This is a genomic window from Nocardia colli, assembly GCF_008704205.1.
In the GTDB taxonomy this organism is placed as follows: Bacteria; Actinomycetota; Actinomycetes; order Mycobacteriales; family Mycobacteriaceae; genus Nocardia; species Nocardia colli.
Genome location: NZ_VXLC01000012.1, coordinates 70570 through 88512, shown reverse-complemented (window position 1 = coordinate 88512; position 17943 = coordinate 70570). Strand labels below are relative to the sequence as shown.

Sequence of the window (17943 nt, the reverse complement as noted above, 5' to 3'; positions counted from 1 at the left end):
CGACCGATGTGAACGTGATACCGGCCGAATAGGGGGAGCCTTGCCGAAAGTCCGTGCGACGGCGATCATTACCGCCGCCTTGCTTGTTGTGGTGCTGGTCGCGGGCTGCACCAGACTGATCGACGGCCGTGCCGTCTCCATCTACGACGACCCGTTCAAGGTGGCCGGGCTGCCGACCACCAGCGGTCCGAGCGGACCCAGGACCGGCGTCGAGGACAGCACGCTCACCGCAACCAACGGCGACGGCGGCCCCGAGGACACCTTGGCGCTCAACGCCGTCGAAGACATCCAGACCTACTGGCACGGCGAATTCGGCAAAGAATTCCAGAGCGGCGACTTCAAGCCGGTCGGCACGCTGCTCTCCTGGAGCGCGAAGGCGCCCCGCAGCGACGCCCGTGAATTCTGCAAGGAAACCACCTTCCACCTGGTGAACGCCGCCTACTGCCGGCTGGACAACTCCATCGGCTGGGACCGCTCCGTGCTGCTGCCCGCCATGACCGAGACCTTCGGCAAGATGGCCGTGGTCATGGTGCTCGCGCACGAATACGGGCACGCGGTGCAGACCATGGCCCGGCTGGTCGGCGCCAAGGATCCGGTGATCGTCAAGGAACAGCAGGCCGACTGCTTCGCCGGCGCGTTCATGCGCTCGGTCGCCGAGGGCAAGTCCAAGCACTTCACCATCAACACCTCCGACGGCCTCAACTCCGTCCTCGCCGCCACCGTGGCCATCCGCGACTCCGACCCCGACGACCCGGAAAGCGTGCACGGCTCGGCCTTCGAGCGCGTCACCGCCGTGCAGGTCGGCTTCACCGACGGCCCGAAGGGCTGCAAGCGGATCGACATCGACGAGATCAACCAGCGGCGCGGCAATCTGCCGAAGGACTTCAGCGGCGACACCGGCCGCGGCGAATACGAGATCAACAAGAGCACCCTGGTCGAGCTCAGCAAGGCTCTCGCCGCGCTGCTGCCGACCAAGCCGTCGCCGACCTACGACTACTCCGGCGCCAAGATCGCCTGCCGGGACGGGGTCGCCACCGAGCCGGTCAGTTATTGCCCCGACACGAACACCATCGGCACCGACATCCCCGCCCTCGCCCAGCGCGGCGCGTCCAACTGGGACGTGGACGACCCGCTGCCGCTCAAGGTGACCGGCGACTACAACGGCTACATCGTCTTCATCTCCCGCTACACCCTCGCGGTCCAGCAGCACAACGGCCAGGAACTGGTCGGCGCCAAGACCGGCCTGCGCGCGGCCTGTCTGTCCGGCGTCATCACCGGCAAGCTCGCCGCACCCAACCGGCCGACCGCACAGGGCGACATCGGCCTCGCCGCAGGCGATCTCGACGAGGCGGTCTCCGGCCTGCTCACCGACGGCCTGGCCGCCAGCGATGTACAGGGCAACACCGTCCGCAGCGGATTCGCCCGCGTCGACGCGTTCCGCGCGGGCGTGATCAACGGCGAAAAGACCTGCACGTCAAGGTATTCGTAGCCGGTCTAACCGCCGAAGGGTGGCGGGGCGGAGTGTTCGAAGCGCAGGACCCGGTTGCCGAGCATGACCTCGGCGCCGGGCACCAGGACCATGGATTGGTTGGGGGCCAGGCGAATCCAGTCGCGGTAGCCGGGCAGGCGGGTGCGAGTTCCGTTGGTGGAGCCGCGATCCACCACGGTCACATCCCAGTTCAGGAGATGGACCTCGGCGTGGGCGCGGGACATGCCGCCGGAGGAGTCGTCCACCCGTAGCGGGACCAGGCCGCGTTGCGCGGCGTCGGAATGCTCTGGGTCGCGGCCGATCACGGCGTCCGCGGCGAGCACGTAGGTCATGCCGTCGTCGAGGATCAGGATGCCCAGCGGCGGCCGGATCACCTCGATCAGCGCCTGGGTCTGGTCCACCGGCATGCCGCACACCGTGCAGAACGCCGCCCGCGGATCGCTGGGATGCGCTCTGGCGCACTTGAATCCCATCACCTTGACGGTGAGCGCGGTGGCCTTCGCCGTCGCCTCCAGCCGCCGCTGCAACTCCGGGTCCGGCGGCGCGGCCGGGTTGGTGCCGCTCACCTCGGTGTGCGCCTGGTGCGGGTCCTCGTCGAGGCCGTGCGCGGCGGTCGAGCGCTGACTTCCGGTGTGCGGCTGCGGTTCTTGCGGCGGCGGCTCGTGGTCGATGCGTGCGGTGGGCAGCAGTTCCTCGTCGTCGCGCCGGTGCGCGCCCTCGCGCGGCAGCCCGGTCAACGCCCTGGTCTGCACCTCTTCGGACCAGATGATCGCGCCGCCCGCCTGCGCGATGCCCTCGACCAGCCAGCCGATGCCGCGCTGCGCGGGCAGTTCGGGGATACGCCCCTTCGCGTCGTCGACGAACAGCGCGACGGCGCGCGCCGGCACCCCGGCCACTCGATCCACCGTGAACGCCGCGTCGCTCCCCCGGTACCGCTCGACCGTGCCGTCCCCGGCGAGCACCGCGGTCACCGCGCCGTGCAGAAATATCGCCACCCCACCGCTTTCCGCGGTGGACAGGATGCCGAAGTCGATCGGCTCCCCCGGACTGATCTGCTCGGCCTGCTTCATCAGCCATCGAGTGGCCTGGCGCGCGATCACCGCGCCGGGCCCCTTCGGCTCGTGCTCGGCCGCCTCGCGCACCAGCTCGGCCAGCGACTCCACGGCCAGCGCGGCGGGCGAATCCCGGGTCGGCCTGCCCGGTCCGCGATGCCCGACCACGACGAGCGCCCCGGCGACGCGCACCACCGCGTGACCACCGACGACGACCTCGACCTGCCGATCCATCAGAGGTATCGGCCTCGACCGAAGGCACTGTCCAGGGGCGTCGTCACAGGAACCAGGGTATTGCAATCCCACAACTATCGACCCCCCTCCCAGGCGTCCGTCCGGTAACTTCAGTGACAGCACGTGAAGAAACGAGGACCCGTCATGGTTCGGACATCGCGAATCGCGCTTGCCGCGTCGTGTATCGCATTGGCTGGTCTTCTGACCGGGTGCGGCGGCGTACGAGGCACCGCTACGGCGGGCGAGGTCGACGTACGCCAGCTAGAGGTCGGCACCTACGCGGTGGACCGGCACCAGTACAACCAGGACCCCGGCGACAAGGCCGCGCTGCTCGAGGGCATGCGGATGTCCGACGCGGTGGCGCCGACCGTGGTGATCGATCCGTCGCTCAAAGTCGGCCGGGGCAGCACCGTGGTGGCCGACGCCGAGCAGGCGCTCGATTTCGTGGCCAAGTCGTCCAAGCCGGTGTTCGACCAGCGCAAGCTGCTCGCCGGCTACGCGGCCAGCGGCGCCGACCAGCCCGACCCGGCCGGACAGACCAACCCGGCCCCGGACGCGACCGCGGTGACCACCGCCCTGTTCCGCTTCCCGGATCAGGCGATCGCCAAGCTCGCCGCCCGCGAGCTGGAAGACGTGGACATCACCATCTCGCCGGACAACCGCAAACTGCCCTCGACCAAGTACCCGGACGCCTACATCCATTGGCGCCCAGGCGTTCCCACCGTCGGCACCTTCATGGCCTACAAGGAATTCGTCATCTCCCTGTTCATCCAGCGCCCGCGCGCCGACAGCGCCGACCTGACCGGCTGGGTCGACAAGGCGCTCGCCGCGCAGGTCAGCCAGCTGGACAAGTTCCAGGCGACACCGCAGGAGAAGATCAAGGACCTGAAGGTCGATCCGGACGGGCTGCTCGCCCGGGTCGCGGTCAGCGACCGCAAGAACCGCGCCCCCGATGCCGCCGTCTTCGCCATCTTCGGCCCGCGCCACATGGTGCACCGCGCCGAGGACGAATCCGCGCACCTGCGTCTGGTCGAGGAGGCGGGCGTGGACCGTCAGGCGGTCGCCGACGACAGCTACGTCGCCCGCACCAGGGACACCGCCGCCGCCCAGAAACTGGCCGACGGGCTGATGGAAAGCGAAGGCGCACACTACGACACGCTCGGCGCACCGAAGGACGTGCCCGGCGCCAAATGCCTGCAGCTCAACAGCAAGGGCAACCCGGACCGCGAATACAAGTTCCGGTGCTACGTCCCGTACAAGCGTTATGTGGGTGTCGTCACCAGCGACAAAGAACCGGACGTCCGGCAGAAAGTGGCGGCGGAATACGCGCTGCTCGCGAACAGTTTGTGAACCGAATCCTGAACGCTGTGGTCAGGTGTCGCGTCACGCGGTGACGTAAGATTCCGCGGGAACCACAGCCGTCAGGGGAGGGATGTTGCAGCTGCGCGCGAACCCGATGCCGCGCCGGACGGCGTATGCCCTGGTCACGGCGGCGATACTGGCGATTGCCGCCGGTGGTTGCGGATCGGATGAGCCGCCTGCGGAGACCCCCGTCGCCGCCGTCGACCTCAGCAAGCTGGACGTCGGCAATTACGACGCGAAGCCGCGTCAATTGGGCGCGGTGAAAAGCCTCGAGCAGGCCCGGATAATCGAAGCGGAACGACTCGGCAATTTCGTGCCGGTGCCGCTGGACATCGACTCCCGTTTCGCGCACGGCAATCCGTTCGTCGCCACGGTATTCACCGACCCGAAGTTCGCTCTCCGCGACAGCATGGCCGTCGACCGGTTCACCGAGGCCGCGCCCGACTTCGTCGCGGGCTTCCAGAGCTACGGCCGCACCGAGGAAGACAATCGGGGCATCGACCTGGTGAACGCGGTGCTGATCTTCCCGGACGAACAGAAGGCCACCGACGCCGCCGCGGCACTCGAGCGAGTCGATCGCGAGGCCGGCGACCGCAATGCCACCGTGGCGATACCGAAATACCCTGCCGCGCACGCACACTGGCAACCGAATCAGCAGTCGATCGGATCCTGGTATGCCACCGGCAAATTCGTCGTCTACACATGGATCTACGACTACCTGAAGGTTTACCTGGAGAAGGTCGATCTGCCCGCGATGTCGACGCTGGTGGAAAAGAGCCTCGACACGGTGGTCCCGTCCATCGCCAAGTTCAGTCCGACGCCGCCCGACAAACTCATGGACCTGCAAATCGACCTGGACGGCGTGCTCAACCGCACCATCGCGCGGCCGAGGGAAGACTCGTGGCTCAATCCGCCCGGCGCCTTCAATGCCCGCACCGCACTGCATTTCGTCAACGATCCGCCCAGCGCGCTCCGCTATCTGGAGAAGGCGGGCGCCGACCGGTACGCGTCGAACGGAGTGGAGCTCTACCGGGCACGCGATGCCGTCGCGGCCGCGGCCTTGCAGAAGGACATGGGCGGTCTGAACAAACGGTTCAAGAGCTCCGCCGCGCCGGCGAATCTGCCCACCGCCGACTGCCACGAATACATCGGGCGAACGACGATGGCGATCCGCTTCTACTGCTCGGTGGCCTACGGCCGCTACGCCGCTTTCTCGGCATCTCATCAATTGCTCGACGCCCAGCAGCGGATCTCGGCCGAGTACACGTTGCTGGTGAATACCAAATGAGGCGCGCGTTCGTGTTGTCGTTCGCCGCGTTGCTGACGGCGAGCCTGACCGCGTGCGGATCGATCGTGGCCGGGAGCTTCCAGCCCGCCGAGGTCGATATCCGCAACCTCGATACCGGGTCCTACCCCACCGAGCCGCCCAACGCACACGATGACGATTACCGGCCCGATTTCACCTCCATGCCGCATATCGCCGCAATGCGGTTGTCGGACTACGTGATACCGGCCTACGAAATAGATCCGCACCTGAAGTACGGCCAGTTGCCGTTCGAGATATCCCGCGGACTGCTGCCCGGCGAACTCGGCAGCGAAGGCGAGCTGAAGCCGATCGCCGAACGGAACAAATTGCTGTTCGGTTTCAAGACCACCGGTTTCGATCAGAAGACGACGATCGTCCCGTCCGCCTGGCCGATCAAAACGACGCAGCATGCGACCGCGATCTCCACGATGGTGATGCAGTTTCCCGATCCGGAGCGGGCAACGGCGGCCGCGTCGCAGTTCTATGACGCGGACCTGAACGCCAACCGGGAGCAGAACCAGCCGGTGCCGCTGCCGAATTACACTTCCGCGCACGCCCATTGGCGTCCGGGCACGCCGTTTCTGCGCGCGTTCCTGGCACACGGGTCCTATGTCGTCGCCTATCTGGTCTCGACCAACGAACCGGACCTGAACGCGTTGATCGGACTAGCCGAAAAGTCCTATGCCGCACAACTGCCCGCGCTGGACCAATTGAAGCCGCTCACCGATGAAGAACTGTTCCAGTTGCCCTGGGACACCGACCATCTGCTGAGCCGCGCATTGAATCCGAACAAGTCCGAACGACCGGCAATCGGCAGTCAAGCGCTCTACGGCCTGCGCGGCATCGTGCAGTACGCCGACGATCTGAGTGTCGCGAAACAACGCTTCAGCGCGATGAACGCGGACCGGTTCGCCGTTTCCGACGGCACGATCGTGGCCCGCACGCCGGACCCCGCGACCGCGAAGAAGATCGTCGCCGAACGACGCACGCCCGCACCGGCGGCACACGATGCCGATGCCCCGCCGAATGTGCCGGATTCCGCGTGCGTCGAGAACAAACGCTCGGCCATGGATTTCGAGATAAAGCGATTCACCTGCATCGTCGCCTATCGCCAATACGCGGGCTTCGTGACCGGCGATCAATTGCTGGACGTGCAGCAACGCGCCGCCGCCCAGTACGCGATTTTCGCGAACAGCCGCTGATGCGACGCACCTGGCCCGCCCCGCGCGTTCCAGTATGCTGCCGCGTGGGGACCGACTCAGGAGATTGTGGATCATGGCGATAAGCCCCGGCACTATCGTGGGCGGGTACCGCGTCCAGGGCGTGCTCGGCGCGGGCGGCATGGGCACCGTCTACCTGGCCAAACATCCCAGCCTGCCGCGGATGGACGCGCTGAAGGTGCTCAGCGGCGAGCTCAGCAACGACCACGAGTTCCGCACCCGCTTCGAGCGCGAGGCCAATCTCGCCGCCGGCCTCGACCATCCGAACATCGTCTCGGTCTACAACCGCGGCGAAGAAGACGGTCAGCTGTGGATCGCGATGCAGTACGTCGACGGCACCGACGCCTCCGCCGAACTGGCTCGGGACAGGCGGGCGATGAATCCGCTTCGCGCACTGCGCATTACCACCGAGGTCGGCAAGGGTCTCGACTACGCGCACCGAAAAGGCTTGCTGCACCGCGACGTCAAACCGGCCAACTTCCTGCTCTCCTCCACCGAGGGCGACGAAGAACGCGTGCTGCTCACCGATTTCGGCGTCGCCAAGTCCAACGACGACACCACCGAACTCACCCAGACCGGCAGCTTCGTCGCCACCATCGCCTACGCCCCGCCGGAGCAGTTGGTCGGCGGCCACCTCGACCACCGCGCCGACATCTACAGCCTCGCCTGCGCCTTCTTCAAACTGCTCACCGGCCGAAACCCGTACCCCGCAACACAACCCGCGCTGGTCATGATGGGGCACCTACACGAGCCGCCGCCGCTCGCCACCGCCGTCGATCCCAGCCTGCCCGCCGCCATCGATCACGTCTTCGCCAAGGCGATGGCCAAAGATCCCACCGAGCGCTACAACACCTGCCGCGAATTCACCGACGCGGCCGCGAGCGCCTTCACCCCCGGCTACGTCCCGGCCCCGACGAGCACCTCCGCCGGCTATCCCGTGCAGTCCTACGACCCGCGCCCGAATACCGATCCGCGCGTTGCGTTTTCGGGTCCGCAGACGGTAGCGCCGCCGGCGCCTTCCCGCAGCCGGTGGGCAATCGGAGCCGGCGCCGCTGTCGTCGTTGTCGCACTGGCCGTGGGCCTGGGCATCTGGGGGCTCGGCGGTAATGACAAGTCCAGCACCAACATCGCCGCCACGACCACGGCGGCCAGCTCTACGGTCGCCGTGAGCGCATTGCCGTCGAAGGAGCAGGCCCGCGCCGCCAACCCGGCCTTCCGCGGCAAGACCATCACGGTGGTGGATGTGCAGCGCATGGTCGGCACGAGCAAACCGGTTTCGATCTTCCTCGGCGGCACCCCACAGACAAAGTTCCTGGAGGACTTGGGCTTTGTCTACAACCTGGGCTACGTGGCGCAGGGCGGCGAACCATCGCCGCGGGCGATGAAATCAGCAGACTCGCTCGAGGTGGCGTCCGACAGCTACGTCCTCGCGGTGCGCACCGACGAAGACGCCGGAGGTGGCGGGCTGCGCGGGCTGCCATACCAAGTCGCGGGTACTCGGGCCACCGTCATCCCGCTGGACGATCCCGAAGCCGTAGCCGCGTTCCGTAATTGGACTCCAGATTCGGAGCAGGTACTGCTCGACAAGCTGGTCCCGCTGCTGCAGAAGCGAGTGAAGTAGCCCGAGCAGTGTCGCCGGTCGGCGGCCCCGGGTGTTATGTTGCCGATTGCGAAGCGTCGCTGGCGCGCGCACGTGCACCCGGGGGGATCATCGTTCGTCGGCTCGTCCTCCTGCTTGTCGGTCGATGGAGGGAACGATGCGGACAGCACTGAGAACACTCGCCGCCGGGCTGGCCGTCTTGTCGGTGGGCACCGCCGGATGCGGGTCGGACTCCCCTCCACCATCGCCTGCCGTCGACGTCAGCCAGCTCGATGTCGGCAGTTACGCGACCGCACCGCGCGAGATCGGTAAACCCGGTTTCGACCGTGCAAGGCTCAGCGAAGGGCAACGCCTCGCTGGCTTTGTCCCGTTACCGATGGACATCGACCCGAGGTTCAGCTTCCAGAAAATCTCCGACGCCAGCACGACACTGGGATTCATCGAAACCCTGTATACGCTCGAAATTTCCGCCGACAGTTTTCGTGCGAGCACGCCGGGCTTCATAGCAGGTTTCTATAGTTCCGCGTACTCGGAGAACGATGTGCTGATCGCGACCGCGCTCGAGAACACCGTACTGTTGTTTTCCGACCAGCAGGCCGCCGCATCGGCCGCCGCAGCCCTCGCGCAGACCTTTGCCGCGCAGAAGGGATTGAGCGAAGCGGTGAGCATCCCCAAGTACCGGGATGCTCACGCGTTCCGGAAGCCAGGGACACAAGAGCTCTACTCGTTCCAGGCCATCGGGCAGTATGTCATCCACACCGAGATCAGAGATCGCGCCAAAGTGACTCTCGAAATCACCGATCTGCCCGCCATGGTCACGCTCGCGGAACGAAGCAGCGATGCCGTCGCCGCACGATTGCGCGAGTTCCGTCCGACGTCGCCAGACAAGTTGACGGATGTCCCCCTGGACCACGACGGCATGCTCGGCCTCGCACTCCCGCGACCGAACGAAGACGGTTGGCGTAACCCTCCCGGCATATACGATCGCGCCGGAGCCCTATTTATGAGCAACGACCCTGTGCGGGATAAGAAGTTGTTCGATGAGGCCGGGGTCGATTGGTTTGCACACAACGCCGGTCATCTCTATCGCGCCGGGAACCCGAAGAGTGCGTTGCTTATTCGAGACAGTCACAGCGCGCTGAGCAAGCTGTTTCGCCGGATAGATCCGCCGAAGAATCTGCCCGATGCTCGCTGCCGCGAACGCCGCGCGAAGGATGTAGTCGTTCCGAGGTTTCATTGTGTAGTGTCCTACGGCCGGTACACCGCGGAGGTGTGGTCGGATCAGCTGATCGATGTGTACCAACGGATTTCGGCACAATACGCAATTCTCGCAAAGGCGAAGTAGACCGATGATCAGCAAGAACATGCGACTCGCCGCCGCTGCCATCGTTCTGATCACCATCGCTGGATGTGGTTCGTCAACGTCCGGCACACCGAAACCCAGCGAGATAGACGTCCGCACCCTCGACGTCGGCAAGTACCCCACCGAGCCGTTGGACACCGACGGGGAATTCATCCACTCGCTGCGCAGAGGGACCTCACTTGCCGTCTCCCGCCTGGCTAACCATGTGGTGACCGGCATCGACATCGCCCCCGAATTGCGATACGGCACCGGCGTTCAGGAGATCACCAAACCTGACGACGTAAGCAACGTCCTGGCGGAACAGAGCGTATCGATCGCCGCGCAGAACAAGTTGTTGTTCGGATTCGCTTCTGGCAGTAGCGATTTCCGGCCGGAGACCGCAGTTCCAGTGCCGCCTGAATCGACGCTCACCACGGTAACCGTCATGCAGTTTCCCGACCCCCAGTCCGCCGAGCGAGCGGCGGCGGAATTCGAGGCGGCGGATTTCGCCGTCGACCCGGATCAGAACGAGCGGGTGCGGCTGGCGAAATACCCACTGGCGCATTCCCATTGGCGGCCAGGAACACCGACAATCGGTTCGGTCGTGGCACACGGGAACTACGTGGTCAATACTTTCATCTCCACTTCACAGCCCGATCTCACCGCCCTGACCGGCCTTGTCGAGAAGGTGTTCACCGCCCAGCTGCCGATGCTCGACGCCCTCACGCCGCTGTCGCCCGAACAAGTCCTGAGATTAGATCTCGACCCCGAGGGCGTGATCCGCCGAGTACTGAATCCGTCGAACCTATCTGTTCCTGCTGTCGGCAGCCTCGCAGCCTACGAACTGCAAGGATTCCTGCACTGGCAAACCGACCGCATGGCGGCGCGGATTCTTTACGCCAGAGGCGAGCGTTTCGTATTCTCGGACGCATACTCGGCGTCAACGAACAGCTACACCAGGGGAATCGCGCAAAGCTTCGGCAAGGGGATCGGCAGGCTACTGGAGGGAGCCATCCTCATCCGGAGTCAGGATATCGACTCGGCTAAGGCACTGTGGTCCGCGATTCTCGACGCGCCGGATGCACGGCAAGAACCGCCGAACCTCCCGGATGGCAAATGTGCCGAACTTCCGACGGACCGATACGTCAAGGACTGGGTTTGCGCCGTCCGGTACCGCAGCTACGTCGGCTATGTCTGGAGCACTCAACTTCAGGACGCACAGCAGCGAGCCGCTGCCCAATACGCGCTGCTCGCCAACAGTCAGTAGCACCTTCACCCTGCTCTTCCCTGACGTTTTCCTGCCGATATACCCACGATCAGCTGTAGCGGGAGCCATAGTGGTTGGGTAAGGTATACGCAGCCAGCCCACTCGCCAATCAAGACATCAGCGAGCAGGGGGAAGGAGGGGAGCCGAGCGCTGGCGTTGCAAACATGCCAAGATCATCATGTCCGTGACCTGACGAGCGGCCAATCAGCGGCCCCGACAGCACGGATGCGCAAGGGCAACGGACGCTGGGGTCTGATCTCCGTAGGGGGAGATCCAAATTTTCTCGAGTCGGATGGAACCGATCAGACCTATCGAGCGTCCAATCAGATGTACAGGCCAACTGGGGGCTTCTGCCGTTGGCCGAGACGGGTAACCGAGAAGGAGCCAAAATGGCAGGACAGCTCGAAGCGAACAACGAGATCATCAAGAAGTTCGCAGACAACTGCAGGGATCGTCACGCCGCGCTGCAAAACGCGATCACCGCGCTGAACACGAAGTCGGACGACACCACCGCAACCTGGTCGGGCCAGGCGCGTGCGGCATTCGATTCGCTCATGGACAACTACTTCGCCCAGGCGAAGAAGCTGAATGACACGCTGGACCAGACTGCCGACAAGCTCACCAAGGCCGGCCACGCCTTCGCAGCGCAGGATGAGCAGTTCGCTCAGCAGGTGTCGCAGCAGGCCTCCAGCCTGACGCTTCCCTGACCCGGCTAACGCCCACCCGATACCAAAGGAGAGCTCCAGATGGCAGCCAACAACCCTGACACCATTTCCTCTAACTTCGGAGCGGTCGAGGCTGGTGCCCAGTCCATCGTGACCGAAGCGAAGAACATCTCGAGCATGCTCGAGGACTTCCACAAGCAGGTCACCGACTTCGTGACCAACTACTGGAAGGGTGACGCCAACGACGCGTTCGCCCAGCTCCAGTCGCAGTGGAACACCAGCGTCACCCAGCTGAACGCCACGCTGGAGACCGCCGGTCGCGCCGTCAGCTCCGGCAACACGGATCTGCAGAGCACCGACACCAGCCTCGCTGGTCTTTTCTGAGATCCTGTCTCGGCCAATTCGGGCCCCCGGCAAGCTACTTGCCGGGGGCCCGAATTATGTGAAGTCACGCGCGCGTCCTTTCCCGCCGCGCGCGAATTCGCCCGGCAATCCGTGCGCGGCAGGAGAACGGGTGCGCGGCAGCGGGCTACACGCGGAGCACGGTGATGCTGTGGATGCCGCTGGACCCGGTCACCTTGGAGCGGCTCCGACTAAGTCGGCCCGCTGGCGGTGTCCAGCGCCAACGCCGCCGGCCAAGACCTCCGACGATGCCGCGACCAACTCTCGAAGTCTGGAATACCGCGCGTATCTCATGCCACACGGCCGGGCTGGGCCCCGATGTCAGGCCTTCACTGACCAGCAAGGAATCGTGAGGCCGTAGGCACGGTAGACCACCGTCGCCGGCCGTAGTCCATTCGCTCTCGAACGAATCGCAGGCTGAACCGAGGGAACTGGCGTTACTGAATCACGCGGACGGAACTACCGAAGTTCTCGCAGGTGGTCGACAAGGACTGCCAGTCGTTGTCGGCATATTGGCAGCCGATGCTGACCTGAATTCCATACTCCAGCAGCACATGCCAGCGGACGGTGGAGCCGTCGCCGGGGCGTTCGGTGTAGGCGAGGGTGGATCTGCCGCCGTAGACGACGTCGCGCTGCAAGTCGGACATCACGCCCGCCGGGCGCTGCTTCATCTGTGTTTCGAGCTTCGTCGCGACCTGGTCGTAGGTCGCGCCGGGAGCAACCGGGGTTTGCGTCACTGTGACGCGTAGGCGCGCGCCGTCGTCCGGGGACAGATCCACGCGGGACTTGCCGGTGGCGTCCGGTGCGGAGGCGATATGCCAGCCGTCGGGGATCTGAAAGCGGATGCGGCCGTAGGTTTCCGGCCCTGCGGCAGGGGTGGTCGTCGGTGCGGCGGCGGTACTGCTCGGCGCCGATTCACTGCTGGGTACCGCAGTAGCAGGCGCGGCGACCGGTGCATCGTCGGATCGGTTCAGGAATACGACCACACCGACGACGGCCGCCGCGACCACGACGACCGCGGCGACGGCCGCACCGACGTATCCGAGACCGCCGCGACGCGGCTGTTGAGCCGCGGCGCGTTCACGCAACGGCTGCATCCATTCGTCCTGCGGCAGTACGGACGGCAGCTCCGGCTGATGGATCGGTTCGGTCTGCCGGCCTCGGATCAGATCGGACCCGATGAGCGCCCGCAGCCCGATGCCCTGCCCGCAGCGCTGCTGAACGGCAGCGCGGAGAAGGTCCAGTTTCCCGGCCTCGGTGACACCCACGGATTGCGCGAGGTCAGCCGGTTGACCGTCAAGCACCCGGTCGATCAACGCGCACAAGGCCGTGAAGCCACGTGACTCCGGCAGCACCTCGGCGAGCGCGAGTGTCGGCTGGTGCTCACAGGATTCGATGTGCACACCCTGATGGCTGCGGATAACCGCGGTGGCCGTGGTGGTGAGCGCGCCGAACTCCAGTACCAGCGTGCGCCGGCTGTGGCTGGTGCCCTCGTCCGCCGCGACCGCCCGCACCGCCAGCTCCTCGAACACGACGTCCGCCGTGAAGCGACGCGCCGCTTGATCGAGGACGGACCGCCGCGAGGCGCCCCATTCGGTCGGGCAGATCAGCGTGATCCGCTCGCACGGCGCGGCGACCCGCAGGTTCTCCAGCACGGCGGCGAATATCGCGGTCAGCCCGTCGACGACAGACGGGACGCGCGGCAACAACGCGACCGCCTCGGCAGGCACGTACTGCACCGCGGAACTCACCTGCGTCGGCGGAGTCAGCGACTCCCCGACCACCAGATCGAACCCGTTGCTGCCCAACACGATCGAGGGCGGCACGTCCCAGTGCGTCGTCGCGCCACGCGCCCAGACGCGCGTGTCGGTGACCACGACCTCGACGGTAGACATCAGGCCGGCGGCGGCATCCAGGCCGTCTGGATCAGACCTTCGCCACTTCGGGAGACATAGGTGCCGCGGCCCGGCGGCATCGGGCTCGGCCGCGTCACGCCCATCAGGACACCCTCGTCACGGCTGCAGCTCATGGTCAGACCGGCCGCACTGAGGTCCTTCATCCTGGCCAGCGTCGCCTCGAACATGGCGCGGCCGGCACCGCCGGAACGCCGGGCGATGATCAGGTGGAAACCCAGGTCCCGGGCGTGCGGCAGATGTTCCAGCAACGCCTGCACCGGATTTCCGCTCGACGTGGACACCAGGTCGTAGTCGTCGATGATCACGTACAGCTCGGGTCCGCTCCACCAGGAGCGTTCCTTCAGCTGCTGCGGCGTCACGTCCGTGCCCGGCGACCGATTACTCACGTACGCAGCCAGATCGATCATGTTCTGGGTGAACTGCGGCGCGGTCGAGCCGTATCCGGCGAGATAACCCTCCGGCACCATCCCGAGCATGGAACGCCGGTAGTCGCCCATGATGATCCGCGCCTGGTCCGGCGTGTTCGAGGCGCAGATGCCCTCGACGATCGAGCGCAGCAGCGTCGTCTTTCCCGACTCGGTGTCGCCGATGATGATGAAGTGCGGGCTCACGGCGAAGTCGATGTAGACCGGCGCCAGCTCGGCTTCGTTGATACCGATCGGGATTCGCATGCACTTCGCCGACTGATCGACCTGCGACGGCCAATTTCCGGCCAGCTGGAGCATCTGCTCGCGCGGCAGCTCCTCGGGCAGCATGCGCACCGACGGCGCGGGACGACCGGGGGTCAAGCGGGCGATGGTCGCGACCGCGTCGCCGACGGCCTGGCCGATATCGGTCGGGTCCGAACTGCCGTCGATGCGCGGCAGACCGGTCAGCATGTGCAGGCAGTCCGGCGTCATACCGCGACCCGGGCGGGCCTGCGGAACCATCGACGCGAACTTGCGCCCGAGGTCGGAGTCCATCGGATCACCGAGTCGCAGTTCGATTCTGGTGGCGATCTGGTCCTTCAGCGCGGGGCGCGCCTCGCGCCAGCCGGCCAGCGCGATGACGATGTGCACGCCGTAGGACAGACCCTGCACAGCCAGGTTCATGATCGTCTGCTCGAGTAGCTCGAAGTCCTGGCGGATGGAGCCGAAGCCGTCGATCACCAGGAACACATCGCCGAACGGATCCTCGTGCGCACCGGTCGCGGCCGGGCTGCTGGACGGATCCATGGCGCGCAGGCGGCGGAACTCGGTCATCGACTCGATGCCGAGCTGCCGGAACCGCGCCTCACGGGTGCGCACGATGGTGGTCATCTCGGCGACGGTGCGCCGGACCTGATCCCCGTCCAATCGGCTTGCGACCGAACCGACATGGGGCAGACCCTGCAGGCTCATCAGCGTGCCGCCACCGAAGTCGAGGCAGTAGAACTGCACCTGCTCGGCGGTGTGGGTGAGCGACATGGCCATGATCAGCGTGCGCAACGCGGTCGACTTGCCGGACTGCGGACCGCCGACGACGGCCACGTTGCCGCGGGCGCCGGACAGGTCGACGACCATCGGGTCGCGGCGCTGATCGTACGGCCGGTCGACGATGCCGATCGGCGCGCGCAGCGTCGCCACCGCGGAGTACTCGCCGGTGAGGATCGAGCGCGGGATGAGCTGGTCGAGCGTGGGCGCCTCGTCCAGCGGCGGCAGCCAGATCTCGTGTGCGGGACGGCCGTGGCCGTTGATCCGCGAGACCAGCATGTGCACGTTGGACACTTGCTCGCCGTCGTCGCCCTGATGCTCGGTCTCGCTGGGCTCGGCGGGCAGCGGAACCCGGTCCACCGCACGGAAATCCACGTGTGTGGCGGTGAACGGGCGGGCCTTGATATCGATGTCGCCGGATTGGGTGGCGACGGTGATGTCCCGCTGCGAGCCGCCGCCGACGTACGCGCCGGAGACGTAGGAAGCCTGGAACCGGACGATCTCGCCGGAGTCCGACTTCAGGTAGCCGCCACCGGGGTTGTTCGGCAGGTTGTAGGCGTCGGGTACGCCGAGCACCTGGCGGGATTCGTTGGCGGAGAAGGTCTTCAGACCGATCCGGTAGGAGAGGTGGCTCTCCAGACCCTTGAGCTTGCCCTCTTCGAGGCGCTGCGAGGCGAGCAGCAGGTGCACGTGCAGCGAGCGGCCGAGCCGGCCGATCATCACGAACAGTTCGGCGAAATCCGGGTGCTGGGTGAGCAATTCGGAGAACTCGTCGAGCACCACAAACAGCGCGGGCAGCGGATCCAGGTCGGCGCCGGCGGCGCGGGCCTTCTCGTATTCGGAGACGTTGGCGAAGTTACCCGCGGCGCGCAGCACTTCCTGGCGGCGGTTCATCTCACCGGCCAGCGCGTCCTTCATACGATCGACGAGGTCGGCTTCTTCTTCCAGGTTGGTGATGACGGCCGCGACGTGCGGCACGCTGTCCAAACCGAGGAAGGTCGCGCCACCCTTGAAGTCGACGAGCACCAGGTTGAGCTGATCCGGCGAGTGCGTGGCGAGCAGGCTCAGCACCAGCGTGCGCAGGAACTCCGACTTACCGGAACCGGTCGCGCCGATGCACAGGCCGTGCGGGCCCATACCGTTCTCGGCGGCTTCCTTGATGTCGAGTTCGACGGGCAGACCGTCCGCGCCGACACCGAAGGCGACCCGCAGCCGCTCCCGGCCGTAGCGCGGACGCCACGCGTGTTCGGGGTTGAACATGCCGATGTCGCCGAGGCCCATCAGCTGACTCCAGGTCGAGATCACCTCGGAGTCATCGGTTTCCACGTCACTGCTGCGCTGGGTCGCCGCGCGGTACGGGGCGAGCCGGCGGGCCACCTGCTGCGCCTGCTGCGGGCTGATCCGGTCGATCAGCGCGAAGCGCTCCTGGTTGCCGGTCGCGCCGCGGCCGACGCATTCGCCGTTCTCCACGATCATCTTGATGCCACGGGAGACCGCCAACCGGGGGGCGTAGCCGCACAGGTCGATGATGGTGACGCCCTCGTAGCCGGATTCGCGCAGCTGATCGTCCTCGGCTTCGAGCAGGCCGCCATCGACGACGATCACGATGTGCACCATGTTCGCGTTGGCCGGCTGGTTACGCGAGTAACGGACCCGGTTGCCGAGCAGCGGCTGCAATCCCGCCATGGCTTCCCGGATCGAGCCGTAGAACATGCGCTGGGTGCCGATGCCGTCCTGGGCGTCGGGGTGCTGGGTGTGCGGGAGCCACTTGGTCCACTCCCATTCGCGCGCGGTGTCCGGACCGCAGACGAACGCGAACAGCACCTGGTCCGGCGCCTGGAACATGCTGAGCTGCAACAGCATCGCGCGGGTCATGTCCCTGGCCTCGACCCGGTCGCCGTCCAGGGCGATGGTCGCGAAACCCTTGACCGCGATCGCGGTCGGCAGGTCGGGCACGGTCGAGTGGGCGCGCACGAAGCGGCGCAGCGAGACGGCCGCGATCGGCTCCAGCTCTTCGACCGGTCCGGTCTCCGGCGCGACCAGGCGGGTTGCCAGGCGCTGGCCGCCGACGCCGATGCGGGCGTGGCAGAAGTCCTTGTCGCCGGCCCGGCGCTCCCACATGCGGCTGGTGCCCGCGAGCATCCAGATCAGGGTGGGCTCGGGATGGCTCCACTCGACCGAGGCGCGCTGCTGGGTCGCCGTGGTGTCGACGTCGCGGCGCACCTGGTCCAGATAACGCAGATAGTCCTTGCGGTCCTCGTTCGCCTCGGCGGCCTTTGCCCCCTTGCCACCGCCCTGACCGGCGAACATGCCGACCATGGAGAACATCATCATGAGCGGGAACATCATGCTCATCGGATTCGACCCGATGCCACCGCCCTGGGTGAACATCAGCGCCATCATCCCGACCATGCCGATGATCATCACGACCGGCATCAGCTTCATCAGCAGGCTGCCCGGCGTCACCCGAGGGATCTCGGGCGGCGGCTGCAAGGTGACCTCGCCGCCGGGCGAGCGCGGCATCTCCCGGCGCGCGCGACGCTGAAACCGGACGGTACTCATCTGCGAGAATCCCCCTCCTCGACTGCTGTGATTCCGGCTCAGTGTAGAGGCCGTAGCCGACATGTCGTACAGTTC

12 protein-coding genes are annotated in these 17943 nt (G+C 66.2%); 9 read left to right on the top strand and 3 right to left on the bottom strand.

The window, feature by feature from the left end; translation table 11 throughout:
• Positions 1–40: 40 nt before the first annotated feature.
• Positions 41–1489 (top strand): neutral zinc metallopeptidase, encoded by a 1449-nt coding sequence (locus F3087_RS23485; protein WP_150404194.1) that lies wholly within the window; start codon positions 41–43, stop codon positions 1487–1489.
• Between the two features lie 5 nt (positions 1490–1494).
• Here the strand turns inward: F3087_RS23485 and F3087_RS23480 are convergent, their stop codons facing one another.
• The gene (locus F3087_RS23480) at positions 1495–2775 is read right to left on the bottom strand and encodes an FHA domain-containing protein (RefSeq protein WP_150404193.1); all 1281 of its coding nucleotides are present in this window, start codon (positions 2773–2775) and stop codon (positions 1495–1497) included.
• 189 nt (positions 2776–2964) lie between these two features.
• Between F3087_RS23480 and F3087_RS23475 the strand changes: the two genes are divergently transcribed.
• The 8 genes from F3087_RS23475 (at position 2965) to F3087_RS23440 (ending at position 11921) form a co-directional block, all read left to right on the top strand.
• Complete coding sequence (locus F3087_RS23475; protein WP_223885285.1) at positions 2965–4125, top strand: DUF7373 family lipoprotein; 1161 nt, start codon at positions 2965–2967, stop codon at positions 4123–4125.
• A gap of 82 nt (positions 4126–4207) precedes the next feature.
• Positions 4208–5425 (top strand): DUF7373 family lipoprotein, encoded by a 1218-nt coding sequence (locus tag F3087_RS23470; RefSeq protein ID WP_223885284.1) that lies wholly within the window; start codon positions 4208–4210, stop codon positions 5423–5425.
• Positions 5422–6645, top strand: coding sequence for a DUF7373 family lipoprotein (locus tag F3087_RS23465; RefSeq protein WP_150404191.1), 1224 nt, complete (start codon positions 5422–5424; stop codon positions 6643–6645). The genes F3087_RS23470 and F3087_RS23465 overlap by 4 nt, the downstream gene beginning before the upstream one ends.
• A 73-nt stretch (positions 6646–6718) precedes the next feature.
• Positions 6719–8284, top strand: a complete 1566-nt coding sequence (locus F3087_RS23460; protein ID WP_150404190.1) for a serine/threonine-protein kinase — start codon at positions 6719–6721, stop codon at positions 8282–8284.
• Positions 8285–8420: 136 nt separating this feature from the next.
• Positions 8421–9608 carry a DUF7373 family lipoprotein gene (locus F3087_RS23455; RefSeq protein WP_150404189.1) on the top strand — a complete coding sequence of 396 codons (1188 nt, stop codon included), beginning with the start codon at positions 8421–8423 and terminating at the stop codon, positions 9606–9608.
• Between the two features lie 4 nt (positions 9609–9612).
• Positions 9613–10872, top strand: coding sequence for a DUF7373 family lipoprotein (locus F3087_RS23450; RefSeq protein ID WP_150404188.1), 1260 nt, complete (start codon positions 9613–9615; stop codon positions 10870–10872).
• A 389-nt stretch (positions 10873–11261) separates the two neighbouring features.
• The gene (locus tag F3087_RS23445) at positions 11262–11579 is read left to right on the top strand and encodes a WXG100 family type VII secretion target (protein ID WP_150404187.1); all 318 of its coding nucleotides are present in this window, start codon (positions 11262–11264) and stop codon (positions 11577–11579) included.
• A 39-nt stretch (positions 11580–11618) separates the two neighbouring features.
• Positions 11619–11921, top strand: coding sequence for a WXG100 family type VII secretion target (locus F3087_RS23440; protein WP_150404186.1), 303 nt, complete (start codon positions 11619–11621; stop codon positions 11919–11921).
• A gap of 455 nt (positions 11922–12376) precedes the next feature.
• On the opposite strand, the gene F3087_RS23435 is transcribed toward F3087_RS23440, so the two are convergent.
• Positions 12377–13816, bottom strand: a complete 1440-nt coding sequence (locus F3087_RS23435; protein WP_191094106.1) for a type VII secretion-associated protein — start codon at positions 13814–13816, stop codon at positions 12377–12379.
• 17 nt (positions 13817–13833) lie between these two features.
• Positions 13834–17868, bottom strand: coding sequence for a type VII secretion protein EccCa (gene eccCa, locus F3087_RS23430; protein WP_150404184.1), 4035 nt, complete (start codon positions 17866–17868; stop codon positions 13834–13836).
• Positions 17869–17943: the final 75 nt, after the last annotated feature.